The 12,966-nt window shown below is 40.9% G+C and carries 10 protein-coding genes; 3 read left to right on the top strand and 7 right to left on the bottom strand.

Annotated features, from left to right (window positions below; genetic code table 11):
• Positions 1-78 precede the first annotated feature (78 nt).
• Complete coding sequence (locus AC3IPL_RS05225; RefSeq protein ID WP_489239518.1) at positions 79-1,068, top strand: DUF1002 domain-containing protein; 990 nt, start codon at positions 79-81, stop codon at positions 1,066-1,068.
• A gap of 30 nt (positions 1,069-1,098) precedes the next feature.
• Here AC3IPL_RS05225 and alsT read toward each other — a convergent pair whose 3' ends face one another.
• The 5 genes from alsT to AC3IPL_RS05200 all read right to left on the bottom strand — a co-directional run bounded on the left by alsT (position 1,099) and on the right by AC3IPL_RS05200 (position 8,582).
• Positions 1,099-2,577 (bottom strand): glutamine transporter AlsT, encoded by a 1,479-nt coding sequence (alsT, locus tag AC3IPL_RS05220; protein ID WP_489239516.1) that lies wholly within the window; start codon positions 2,575-2,577, stop codon positions 1,099-1,101.
• A gap of 79 nt (positions 2,578-2,656) precedes the next feature.
• Complete coding sequence (gene parC / locus AC3IPL_RS05215) at positions 2,657-5,065, bottom strand: DNA topoisomerase IV subunit A (RefSeq protein WP_489239515.1); 2,409 nt, start codon at positions 5,063-5,065, stop codon at positions 2,657-2,659.
• Positions 5,065-7,080: a DNA topoisomerase IV subunit B gene (parE, locus tag AC3IPL_RS05210; RefSeq protein WP_489239513.1), complete on the bottom strand. Its 2,016-nt coding sequence runs from the start codon at positions 7,078-7,080 to the stop codon at positions 5,065-5,067. Before parE ends, parC begins: the two co-directional genes overlap by 1 nt.
• A 168-nt stretch (positions 7,081-7,248) precedes the next feature.
• Positions 7,249-7,884 carry a 3-oxoacid CoA-transferase subunit B gene (locus AC3IPL_RS05205; RefSeq protein WP_489239511.1) on the bottom strand — a complete coding sequence of 212 codons (636 nt, stop codon included), beginning with the start codon at positions 7,882-7,884 and terminating at the stop codon, positions 7,249-7,251.
• Positions 7,884-8,582, bottom strand: coding sequence for a CoA transferase subunit A (locus AC3IPL_RS05200; protein ID WP_489239509.1), 699 nt, complete (start codon positions 8,580-8,582; stop codon positions 7,884-7,886). Before AC3IPL_RS05200 ends, AC3IPL_RS05205 begins: the two co-directional genes overlap by 1 nt.
• Positions 8,583-8,772: 190 nt before the next feature.
• Between AC3IPL_RS05200 and plsY the strand changes: the two genes are divergently transcribed.
• On the top strand, positions 8,773-9,354 hold the full coding sequence (plsY, locus tag AC3IPL_RS05195; RefSeq protein ID WP_489239507.1) for a glycerol-3-phosphate 1-O-acyltransferase PlsY: 582 nt from the start codon (positions 8,773-8,775) through the stop codon (positions 9,352-9,354).
• A gap of 8 nt (positions 9,355-9,362) precedes the next feature.
• Positions 9,363-9,647, top strand: coding sequence for a HesB/YadR/YfhF family protein (locus tag AC3IPL_RS05190; protein ID WP_489239505.1), 285 nt, complete (start codon positions 9,363-9,365; stop codon positions 9,645-9,647).
• A 33-nt stretch (positions 9,648-9,680) separates the two neighbouring features.
• On the opposite strand, the gene AC3IPL_RS05185 is transcribed toward AC3IPL_RS05190, so the two are convergent.
• Together AC3IPL_RS05185 and acnA are read right to left on the bottom strand one after the other, a co-directional pair.
• Positions 9,681-10,097, bottom strand: coding sequence for an acyl-CoA thioesterase (locus AC3IPL_RS05185; RefSeq protein ID WP_489239503.1), 417 nt, complete (start codon positions 10,095-10,097; stop codon positions 9,681-9,683).
• 76 nt (positions 10,098-10,173) lie between these two features.
• Entirely contained in the window at positions 10,174-12,882 is a 2,709-nt protein-coding gene (acnA, locus tag AC3IPL_RS05180) for an aconitate hydratase AcnA (RefSeq protein ID WP_489242214.1), read from the bottom strand.
• Positions 12,883-12,966: the final 84 nt, after the last annotated feature.

Genomic DNA, 12,966 nt, shown 5'->3' with positions numbered 1-12,966 from the left:
ATGATATAATCTAATTAAGACTTATATTTAATATAAATATATCAAATATAAGCAATTAAACAAGAAAGGAATGTTCGAATGAATATTATAAAATATGGATTACTCACGTTCATCACAGTGATCGTAACGGCTCTGCTGTTCGCTCGACCAGTCAGTGCTGTCACAGAGGAAGCATGGGAAGAAGCAGTCACAGTTTACGGGGCAGCTCTTGAATCAAATGCCGAGCTGCAAAATACAACGATGCAGCTGCTCGGCACAAAAGCGTCAGATAAAACGACTTATGTATATGCTGAAGATTTAAACAAGTACTTAAATCTTCAATCTTCAAACGACGTATTAAAATCAAGCATCCGTATTAAGAAATTAAGCAAAGGATCTGGATTAACGCTCACCATTGATGAGTCTAAAGGACAAATTACAAAAATCAGCGAAGATACTTATAAAAATGCACTGCTGACAGCTGGTGTAACAGATGCTGATGTTAAAATCGCCGCAGCCGAAGATGTGACTGGCGAAAGCGCACTGGCAGGCGTATACAAAGCGTTTGAAGCACAAGGCGAGCCGATAGACCAGAAACAGACGCAAGCAGCACAGGAAGAACTGGATACTATCACAACCATTAACGAAGAAAATGAGAATAAAGATGATTATTCACAAGAACAATTAAATAAAGCTGTGGCAGAAGCTAAAGCAGAAGTTGCACAGCAGGACGGCAAACTGTCAACAGACGAGATTAGAAATGTTGTCATTGAAAAAATCAATAACAATGGATTAAACAGCGTACTCAACAACAATCAGATCAATCTCATTGTTAACTTCATCAACAATGCACAAAATCAAGGAGTATTCACTGGTACGAATGCTGATAAATTTGTCGACAGCGCCACTCAGTACGTAAACGACATTAAAAATTCAGATGCTTTTAAAAAGGCAGCTGATAAAGCTAAAGATGCAGGAAAAAATTTAAAGGACTCTCTTGAAGAACAAGGCGTATGGGAAAAATTCACCTCAGCTGTTCAGTCCTTCTTCAATGCTATTGTCAATTTCTTTAAATCATTGACCGCATAATAGAAAACGGAAATCCATAAAGGATTTCCGTTATTTTTTTACATATGGTGTACTTTGGAACTCATCATCCCACGTCTCGACATTAGATAAATCTGTGGTGATGTTCGATTTTCTGAATACAGGATTTAAGCCACGTTTTCTTTGAGCAGCATAATCTTTGGCTACTTCAAAGACTACATGTGCCAGCCCGATAATAGCAGTAATATTCAGGATTGCCATCAGACCCATAAATAAATCCGCTGTTGCCCATACGGTCTCTACTTTAATGACGGCTCCTAAAAATACCATGATGACAACAAGTGCTCTAAAAATGGTCATAACGACTTTGTTTTTAGTCAAATATTCGACATTGGATTGACCGTAGTAATAGTTACCAATGACAGAAGAATAAGCAAACAAAAAGACAGCAATCGTCAAGAATATACCGCCGAAGGAACCGACGTGATTATTCAATGCAGCCTGTGTCACTGCGACACCCTGTACTTTGTCTTCGCCGAACTCAAGACCTGAGTATAGAAGAATCATAATCGCTGTTGCTGTACAGACAAGCATTGTGTCGAAGAATACTCCCAGTGACTGAATCAAACCTTGTTTGACCGGATGTGTCACAGCAGCAGTAGCTGCAGCGTTCGGTGCTGACCCCATACCTGCCTCATTTGAGAACAGACCCCGTTTAATCCCCTGCATAATTGTGAAGCCTAATGCACCGCCAAATGCTGGTTCAAGACCGAACGCGCCTTTGAAGATACTAACAATCATCGGAATGACATCTCCGATATGCATCACTAAAACAAATAATACGATTAAAATATAGAAAATCGCCATAATCGGTACTATAGCAGAAGAAACATTAGCAATCCAGCGCACGCCACCGAAAATAACAATCGCTGTAATGACCGCAAGAATCAGACCAGTCAACCATGAAGGAGTTTCATACTGTGTATTTAAACTCTCCGCAATCGTGTTTGACTGCACTGTGTTGAATACAAAGGCAAATGTCACAGTAATCAACACAGCAAATGTTGTGCCCAGCCACTTCTGTCCTAGTCCCTGCTCCATATAATAAGCAGGGCCGCCGCGGAAGCCGCCTTGTTCATCCTTTACTTTATAGACTTGCGCTAATGTTGCTTCGAAAAAGGCACTGGCCGCACCAAAAAAGGCAATGACCCACATCCAGAACACCGCTCCTGGACCGCCGAGGACGATAGCAGTTGCTACGCCGGCAATGTTACCTGTTCCTACACGGCTGGCCGCACTAATAGCAAATGCCTGGAAAGAAGAAATTCCTTTCTTACCATCTTCTAACGTTTCCGGCTGCTCACCAATCACTCGGAACATCTCAGGCAGCCATCTCAGCTGAACAAATCTAGAACTTAAGCTGAAAAATAATCCTGCTAATAACAGTAACCCGATTAAAAACTGGGTCCAGATAAGATCATTACCTGTTGAAACTACTGTTTTGAACCATTCAGGTATTAAAGCATCAAAGTTAATATCATCGAAATTCAAATAAAAATCCTCCCGTGTAAAAAAATACTTACTTCAGTATTTTATCATACAAGGGAGGATAAAGATTCATATTTTTTTATTATGACTCTACAACTAACAGCGCTTCAGGCGTTCCGAAATCAGCTGTATCAACGACAAAACTGCCATTCGTATACCGTTCAGTCCATCTGATGCTCTTCACTGTCCCTCTTTCAACTGCCCCTGTTTCAGACAGCAGGACATAATGTTTATCATTATCAGTGACTGCTGCACCAATAACTCGATGTGGGTTTGATTTAATATCTTTCAGTACAACCACACCTCGGTTCGCACGTTTACTTATTTCCACTGTCTCGAGCTTCATGCGCTTCAATGATCCACGCTGTGTTGCAATGACAATGCTGTTATCGGGATAAAGTAATTGTGTCGTCACAACTGTATCATCAGCTTTCAGATTAATGGATTTCACCCCAGCCGCTTTAATACCTGTATCAGAAACTTCTGTCAAGGCGTAGCGAAGCGCCATCCCTTGAGTTGTAATCACTAGAACCTCTTCATCACCTGTCACAGCAACTACTTGGATGACTTCATCATCTGCTTTCAGCTTCATAGACACGATCGGTCTTGAGAACCGCTTCGTATTAAATTCAGCAAGCTTTGTCTTCTTGATCATACCGTTTTTAGTCGCTGTCATAATTGACATATCCTGCTTAAAATCAGCTACTGAAATCAACTGGACGACGCGCTCGTTTTCTTTAAGGGGCACCAGCTGAGAAATATGAATACCCAGCTCCTTCCACTTGTAATCCGGCAGATTGACAACTGGTATATATAAGTAGTTGCCAAGTGATGTGAAGACAAGAGCGACATGCTGTAAATTTGTAGTCACATGTTCAAGCAGGAAGTCACCTTCCTTCAGTCCGATTTCATCGAGTCCGCTCGCCCCAAAGCTGCGAGGTGAAGTACGTTTAATATAACCTTCCCGCGTCAAGCTGACGATCGCTTCTTCACTCGGTACAATAATATCTTTAGATATTTTAATTTCAGAAACTTCTTCTTCAATTTTGCTGAGGCGGTCATTAGCGTATGCTTTTTTGACGTCTTTCAGTTCCTTTTTGATCACCTGCATTAACTTTTTAGGATTATCAAGGATCTCATTAAGTTGTTTGAGCTTATTGCTCAGTTCCTGATGTTCTTCTTCAAGCGCGACAATATCAGTGTTCGTCAGACGGTACAACTGCAGCATTACAATAGCTTCAGCCTGTTCGTTCGTGAAATCAAAACGAGCAACTAGATTTTCTTTGGCATCCTGCTTGTTTTTGGACGCGCGTATCGTCTCGATGACTTCTTCCATAATGGACAAAGCCTTGATCAAACCTTCGACGATATGCATGCGTTTCTTCGCCTGCCGAAGTTCGTACGCGCTGCGTCGCGTAACCACTTCCTGTTGATGGCTGATATAGCTGGAAAGTATCTCTTTGATTCCTAATAATTTCGGTCTTCTATCACTTATAGCAACCATATTGAAGTTATAAGTAATCTGTAGATCTGTATTCTTGTACAGGAAATTCAAAATACCTTCTGCATTCGCATCCTTTTTAAGTTCAATGGCAATCCGGAGACCATCTCTATCTGTTTCATCACGAACTTCGATGATTCCCTCAACTTTTTTATCAGCTCTCAGCTCATCTATTCGTTTCACTAAAGTACTTTTGTTAACTTCGTACGGGATCTCAGTAATCACAATCTCAGTTCTGCCGCCGCGCAATTTTTCAAAATCCACTTTACCTCGAACGACTGCTTTCCCTTTACCCGTCTCATACGCCTGTTTAATACCGGCACGCCCTTGAATAATACCACCTGTCGGAAAATCTGGTCCGGGCATCAAAGTCATCAGTTCATCTACAGAGATAGAGGGTTTATCGATGACTGCAAGTGCTGCATCAATCACTTCACCTAGATTGTGCGTCGGTATATCTGTTGCATACCCTGCCGATATACCTGTAGAGCCATTGACCAGAAGATTCGGATATTTAGCAGGAAGCACCATTGGTTCCATCACTGTATCATCAAAGTTCTGGATAAAATCAACGGTATCATGCTGAATATCCTCAAGCAGAACACTGGCGAGCTTCGACAACTTGGCTTCTGTATAACGCATTGCAGCCGGTGGATCATTGTCGATACTCCCGTTGTTACCATGCATTTCAATTAACACATGACGCAGCTTCCAGTCCTGGCTCATCCGCACCATAGCATCGTATACAGAAGTATCGCCGTGAGGATGATAATTACCGATCACATTACCGACTGTTTTAGCACTCTTTCTGAAATTCCGGTCAAATATATTACCGTCCTGATGCATCGCAAATAATATACGGCGCTGTACGGGCTTCAATCCATCTCGAACATCAGGCAGTGCTCTATCTTGAATAATATACTTACTATAACGGCCGAAACGATCGCCTATGACATCTTCTAGAGGTAGTGTCTGTATTTGTTCTGCCATTATGCTTCATCTCCAATCGTCACATCATGAATTTCTTCTACATCAGGTTGTTCCTCAAGCAGTGCCACTTCATCATTTTCTAGAATACTTGCATCTTCATGCATACCGAACTCTACATGGCGTTCAATCCAGTCACGTCTAGGTTCTACTTTGTCACCCATCAATGTCGTGACGCGCTTAGCACTGCGTAATTCATCATCTATTTGGACACGAATTAACGTCCTAGTCTCCGGATTCATCGTTGTGTCCCATAATTGATCGGCATTCATTTCACCGAGACCTTTATAGCGCTGCAGTGTAAATCCTTTGCCGACTTTCTTCTGAACATCTTTTAGTTCTTCATCTGTCCATGCATATTCAATCACTTCGTTCTTACCTCTACCTTTAGATACTTTGTAGAGCGGAGGTAACGCAATATACACTCTACCGTCCTCAAGCAGAGGTCTCATATATTTAAAGAAGAATGTCAAGAGCAGCACTTGAATATGAGCACCATCTGTATCTGCATCTGTCATAATGATAACTTTCTTATAGTTGCTGTCTTTCAATATGAAATCATTACCGACCCCTGCTCCGATCGTATGAATAATCGTATTGATTTCTTCATTTTTGAAAATGTCCTCAAGCTTCGCTTTTTCAGTATTGATGACCTTTCCGCGCAGTGGTAATATCGCCTGAAATTTACGGTCACGCCCAAGTTTTGCAGAACCGCCGGCAGAATCACCCTCCACTAAATACAGTTCGTTCTTCTCTGTGTTCTTGCTCTGTGCTGGTGTCAGCTTGCCGGACAGCAGTGTTTCCTTCCGTTTGTTCTTTTTGCCGTTACGTGCTTCCTCCCGCGCTTTACGGGCTGCTTCACGGGCCTGTGATGCTTTGACAGCTTTTTTCACTAATGTTTGAGAAAGCTGCCCATTTTCTCCAAGGAAGTAAGGCAGCTGCTCACTGATAATGTTATCTACAGCACTTCTCGCTTCACTTGTTCCCAGTTTGGATTTCGTCTGACCTTCAAACTGCAGCAGTTCTTCAGGAATTTTAACAGAAATGATTGCGGTCATTCCTTCTCGGATATCGTTTCCATCTAAATTTTTATCTTTCTGCTTCAGTTCATTGATTTTTCTCGCATATTCATTGAACACACGTGTCACTGCTGTTTTCATACCTACTTCATGTGTGCCGCCGTCTTTCGTACGAACGTTATTGACGAATGACAAGATGGTTTCTGAATACTGATCATTATATTGAAAGGCAATTTCTGCCTCTATGCCATTGGACTGCCCTGAAAATAATGCCACTTCGTGCAGCACATCTTTTCCTTCATTAACAAAAGACACAAATGCCTTTAAGCCTTCCTCGAAATGAAAGACTTCTTCTACAGCAGGATCTGCACGTTTGTCAGTCAATGTAATCTTCAGATCTTTAAGCAGGAAAGCAGATTCTCTCAGCCGTTCAGCAAGTGTATTATAATTATAAGTCGTTGTCGTCTTAAAGATTTTTGGATCGGGCTTAAAGGTCACAGTCGTACCTGTGCGCTTCGTACTGCCTTTTTCGATAAGTGTTGTAACAGGAACACCCCCATCTTCAAAACGCTGTTCAAAGATTTTTCCGTTGTTATAAATCGTAACTTCAAGCCACTCACTGAGTGCATTGACAACCGAAGCACCTACGCCGTGCAGCCCGCCACTCGTTTTGTAGCCGCCCTGACCAAATTTTCCACCAGCGTGCAGTACAGTAAAGATAACTTCCGGTGTTGGTTTTCCTGTCTTATGCAACCCAGTCGGCATCCCGCGTCCATTATCCTGTACAGTTACACTGCCATCTTTATTTAACACCACATGAATCTCTGAACCATGTCCATTCAATGCTTCATCGATAGAATTATCGAGAATCTCATAGACTAAATGGTGCAGCCCGCGGCTATCTGTTGAACCGATATACATACCAGGACGTTTTCTTACGGCTTCTAAACCTTCTAATACCTGGATGGATTCGTCATTATACTGTGTCGTTTTAGCCAAATTACTTCCTCCCGCAAACATATGTTCGTCATTTTATTCACAATACTTATTTTTATATACTTTAGTGAAAAAATCAAGTAAATTATAGTTTACATAATATGATTATAAAATTTTAAGGCTAACCCTCTATGCTGAGAGTTAGCCTTAAAATTTTATTGCCCTTCATAATTAGAGTGCTGATTCAAAAGCAGCTTCTGTCTTCTCGGTTACTTCTTCCAGCGTCGCATCACCTAGAAGCTCTATTAACGTCATTTTCCCATGATTAAATTCAAAGACAGCAAGATCTGTAATCAATTTGTTAACAACGCCTCGACCTGTGAGTGGCAGTGAACATTCTTCCTTGATTTTAGACTCGCCATGTTTATTGACATGTTCCATAATGACTATGACTTCTTTAGCTCCATTGACTAAATCCATTGCACCACCCATGCCTTTGACCATTTTACCGGGTATCATCCAGTTCGCAAGGTCGCCTTTACTCGATACTTCCATACCTCCAAGAATAGCTAGATCAATATGCCCTCCTCTAATCATTCCAAAACTTTCGGCAGAATCAAAGAATGCTGCACCTTTAGCAGCAGTCACTGTTTCTTTGCCGGCATTGATCAAATCTGCATCCACTTCATCTGACGTAGGATATGCGCCGATGCCCAGCAGACCATTTTCAGATTGATAGAACACATTTTCCACTTCATCGTTGGCTTCATTAGCAACAAGAGTGGGAAGGCCGATACCTAGATTGATATACATGTTGCTTTTTATTTCCTTAGCGGCTCTCATAATAATCAGTTGACGGTCTGCCATTATTTGTCCTCCTTCAGCACGCGACGCTCTATGCGTTTTTCGTAATCTTCACCGAGATAGACATGTTGTACATAAATGCCTGGTGTATGAATTTCATCAGGATCCAGTTCCCCTACCTCTACAATTTCTTCAACTTCAGCAATGGTCACTTTTCCTGCGGCCGCACAAAGCGGATTAAAGTTTCGTGCTGTTTTACGGTAGACCAGATTGCCAAGCTTGTCTGCTTTCCATGCTTTGACCAATCCATAATCGCCAGTAATCCCGTGCTCAAGTATATAATCAGTACCATCAAAAGACTTGACTTCCTTACCTTCTGCTATAGGCGTCCCTACACCAGTTCTTGTGTAAAATCCAGGAATACCGGCACCACCAGCACGCAGCCGTTCTGCAAGAGTTCCTTGAGGCACGAGCTCAACTTCAAGCTCGCCGCTTAAATATTGACGCTCAAATGTTTTATTTTCTCCTACATAGGAACTGATCATTTTTTTGACTTGACGTTCTTGTAACAAGATTCCGAGACCAAAGTCATCTACGCCGCAGTTATTACTCACTACCGTTAAATCAGCTGTCCCTTTTTCTTTAATCACTTCAATGGCTTTCTCTGGTATACCACACAGCCCGAATCCTCCGACTACTATAGTCATACCGTCTTCAAGAGCAGCGAGCACTTCATTCAGATCCGATGTTACTTTAGACATATTATTCCCCCTTAAAAATGAATCACTATTCATTAACATTATGACATATTATCTGAATATTTAAAACATAATTAATAAAGCGTTTTCAATTAATATTTGAGATGATTTGGTGTATACTCATTAAGATTTCTTTCGTAAATGTTTTTATGGTAAACTATTAGTACCAGCTATTAAAGGAGTGCAAGGCTATATGACAATCATTTTAATGTTCCTGCTTGCTTATTTGATCGGTTGTTTTCCTTCAGGTCTCATTATCGGAAAAGTATTTTACAATAAAGATATTAGAAAGTATGGCAGCGGAAACCTTGGAACAACTAACACGTTTCGTATTTTAGGTAAAAAAGCTGGAATTATAGTGATGATACTGGATATTTTAAAAGGCTTTATAGTTGTCTTTTTACCCATCTATTTTAATATCGATATTCATGGGGTTATTATTGGTCTTTTCGCCATTTTAGGACATGTCTATCCCGTATTCTTGAAATTTAAAGGTGGAAAAGCAGTAGCAACATCTGCCGGAGTCATTATGGGAGTCAACCCGCTGCTCTTCATCGCTGTTACCATTACCTTTTTCCTCATCCTCTATCTGTTCAAATATGTATCTCTTGCAAGCATCATTGCAAGTATCGTTAACTTTGTTTTATCGATTGTTTTCATTGACTGGATTCTCATTGTCATATCTTTTGTCATCATGCTGATTGTTATTATTAGACATTGGTCAAATATCATACGTATAATCAATAAGGAAGAGCCTAAAATTTCCTGGATGTGAGGTGTACAATGAAAATTACTTTAGATGACAAAGCAGTTGCATGGTTCAAAGAAGAACTGGATATTCCGCACGATAAGGCGCTGAGATTTTATGTGCGTTATGGCGGGGATGTCGAACTTAAACAAGGTTTCAGCCCAGCTTTTACAGTCGATACAGTAGACCTTGAAGGTTACTCTGAAACCCAGGACGGCTTGACTTACTATGTCGATGAAAAAGATTTATGGTATTTTGAAGACCATGAACTCACTGTGACTGCTGAGAACGACGAGATTATTTATTCCATCAGCAAGTAAAAAGAAGCATAACCGTTAAGGTTATGCTTCTTTTTAGTTATACAGTGCTAAGTAGCGTTCATGCCATTCCGGAAAATGCCGATCAAGTCTAATAGGTCTTGTTGACCCGCGTTTCATTAAAATGTGAGTCGTCGTTCCTGTTGCTGCAATTGAACCGTCTTCTTTTACGACTTTATAGGCATATACAGTTTTCAATTTTGAGTACGATTCTATCCAAGTCACTATAGTCACTTTTTCTGGATAAGTCACAGAATTTTTATAAGATAACTGCACATCAATTACTGGAGAAATAATTCCTGCTTCTTCCATTTCAGCATAGCTGAAGCCTGCTTGTTCAATAAAATCTGTTCTAGCCACTTCAAACCAGATTAAATAATTGGCATGATATACCACACCCATTTTATCTGTTTCTGCATATCTGACTGGAATTTCAATTTCTGTTGTATACATAGTCACACTCCTTATAGTCATTATATCAGACACAATAAAAACCGACTACATATGTAATCGGTTTCAATACGTATGATTATTGAGCTAATTTGTCACGCAATACCATACGTAGAATACCACCGTGACGGTAGTAATCAATCTCAACTTCTGAATCGAAACGCGCAAGTGCTTCAAACTGAACCGTTGAACCGTCTTCTTTTACTGCAGTGACTTTGACATTATCACGCGGTTTAACACCTTCAGCAATATCCACTGAGAATGTTTCTTTACCTGTCAGTCCAAGAGATTCAGCTGAATCTCCTTTCAGGAATTGAAGCGGTAAAACACCCATCATTACTAAGTTAGAACGGTGAATACGTTCATAGCTCTGAGCGATAACAGTTTTAACACCTAAAAGGTTTGTTCCTTTAGCAGCCCAGTCACGAGACGAACCCATACCATAATCGTTGCCGGCAAGTACTACTAGTCCTGTGCCATCTTGTTGATATTTCATACATGCATCAAAGATCGGCATTACTTCTCCGGTCGGCCAGTACGTTGTGAAACCGCCTTCTGTTCCAGGAGCAATCTGGTTTTTAATACGGATGTTAGCGAATGTACCACGCATCATGACTTCGTGATTACCACGACGTGATCCATATGAGTTGAAATCTCGGATTTCTACGCCATTATCGATCAAGTATTTACCTGCTGGAGTATCTTTACCGATAGCACCTGCTGGTGAAATATGGTCAGTTGTTACGGAATCTCCGAATTTACCCATAACACGTAGACCGTTTAATCCTTCAATTTTACCTGGTTCAGGAGTCAGTCCTTCAAAGAACGTCGGATTCTGAATGTAAGTAGAAGAAGAATCAAAGTCATACAGTGGTTGGTCAGTTGATTCAATTTGATTCCATAATTCGTTTGAATCGAATACTGATTCGTATTCTTTACGGAATAAGTCAGGAGTGACAACAGATTTAACTACCTCTTTAACTTCTTCAATAGATGGCCAGATATCTTTCAAGTAGACGTCCTGACCGTCAGCACCTTTACCTAGTGAATCTTTTTGTAAGTCAATGTTGACTGTACCTGCTAACGCATAAGCAACGACCAGCTGAGGAGATGCTAAGTAGTTGGCTTTAACAAGTGGATGAATACGTCCTTCAAAGTTACGGTTACCAGATAATACTGATGTGACAAGCAGATCATCGCGTGAGATAGCCTCCTCGATTTCAGGTAACAATGGACCTGAGTTACCGATACATGTCGTACAGCCGTATCCAACAAGATTAAATCCTAATTGATCCAAATATTGTTGTAAGCCCGCCTGCTCAAGATAGCCTGTGACAACTTTTGAACCTGGAGCCAGTGATGTCTTAACGAACTCTGGTACTTTCAAACCTAATTTAACAGCATTTCTTGCGACAAGTCCTGCCCCGAGCATCACATATGGATTTGATGTATTTGTACAAGAAGTGATCGCCGCAATAGCGATGTCTCCTGTAGACATTAAACCGTTATGACCATCATTGAAGTTAATCACTGATTTTTTATCAAACTCAGATTTATCTAGTCCGTGCCCTTGGTTACCAGCAGGTGCAGTAACAGATTTAACAAATTCTTTCTGCATTTTGCTGAGTGGAATTAGATCCTGTGGACGTTTAGGACCCGCAAGAGATGCTTCAACTGTAGATAAATCAAGCTTAACGATATCAGTATAAGTAGGTTCAGGTTGGTCAACAGTGAAGAACATGTTGTTGTTCACTAAGTATTCTTTGACTACTTGAATATGTTCTTCATCACGACCTGTTAAGCGCATATAATCAAGCGCTTCTTCGTCTACTGGGAAGAAACCACAAGTCGCACCGTATTCAGGAGCCATGTTAGCTATTGTCGCACGGTCAGCAAGCGGTAAATTAACAACACCTGGTCCGAAGAATTCGACAAATTTACCGACTACCCCTTTTTTGCGAAGCTCCTGCGTGACACGCAGTGCTAAGTCAGTCGCAGTAGCACCTTCAGGTAATTCATTCGTCAGTTTAACTCCGACAACTTCTGGAATCGGGAAGTAAGATGGCTGTCCAAGCATACCTGCTTCGGCTTCGATACCACCGACTCCCCAGCCAAGAACACCAATACCATTGATCATTGTTGTATGTGAGTCTGTACCCACTAGAGTATCAGGGAATGCAACGTTTTCGCCGTCAAATTCTCTTACATGAACAACGTTTGCTAAATACTCAAGGTTGACCTGGTGGACGATACCTGTTGCAGGTGGGACTGCCCGGTAATTGTCAAAGGCTTTCGTTGCCCAGTTTAAGAACTGGTAGCGCTCTTTATTCCTTGCAAATTCAAGTTCAACGTTGCGCTGTAACGCTGTTTCGTTACCGTAAGCATCAACTTGTACTGAGTGATCAATGACTAAGTCCACTGGCACTTCAGGGTTAATTTTTGTCACGTCGCCGCCGACATCATCCATTGCTTTACGCAGTGAAGCTAAGTCTACAACAGCTGGTACCCCAGTGAAATCCTGCAGGATAACTCGAGATGGTTTAAAAGGAACTTCAGCGTTAGCATCGTTCTTTTTGCCCCATTTCACAAGATGTTTAATGTGTTCCTCTGTGATGATACGGCCATCAAATTGTCTTAATACAGATTCAAGCAGTACGCGGATTGAATACGGTAATTTGCTGATTTCACCTAAGCCAGCTTCTTCTAAAGATTTCAAGCTGTAAAAAGTGTATGTTTTACCATTCAATTCGAATGTCTGCTTAGAAGCATTCTGAAGATTTGAATTCATTCTCGTTCCCCCTATTTAATTAGTCCTTTACTTCTTTATTTTAATCAAATTGAAACGAGAAGTAAATGTTATCAAATTTCAAAA

Source organism: Macrococcus sp. GL_134 (genome assembly GCF_057834705.1).
This window is presented reverse-complemented; position numbering and strand designations above follow the sequence as displayed.

Coding starts and splice junctions, on each gene's coding strand:
- AC3IPL_RS05225 (WP_489239518.1), top strand. CDS start 79: ATGAATATTATAAAATATGGATTACTCACGTTCATCACAGTGATCGTA.
- parC (WP_489239515.1), bottom strand. CDS start 5,065: ATGGCAGAACAAATACAGACACTACCTCTAGAAGATGTCATAGGCGAT.
- AC3IPL_RS05205 (WP_489239511.1), bottom strand. CDS start 7,884: ATGGCAGACCGTCAACTGATTATTATGAGAGCCGCTAAGGAAATAAAA.
- AC3IPL_RS05200 (WP_489239509.1), bottom strand. CDS start 8,582: ATGTCTAAAGTAACATCGGATCTGAATGAAGTGCTCGCTGCTCTTGAA.
- plsY (WP_489239507.1), top strand. CDS start 8,773: ATGACAATCATTTTAATGTTCCTGCTTGCTTATTTGATCGGTTGTTTT.
- AC3IPL_RS05190 (WP_489239505.1), top strand. CDS start 9,363: ATGAAAATTACTTTAGATGACAAAGCAGTTGCATGGTTCAAAGAAGAA.
- AC3IPL_RS05185 (WP_489239503.1), bottom strand. CDS start 10,097: ATGTATACAACAGAAATTGAAATTCCAGTCAGATATGCAGAAACAGAT.
- acnA (WP_489242214.1), bottom strand. CDS start 12,882: ATGAATTCAAATCTTCAGAATGCTTCTAAGCAGACATTCGAATTGAAT.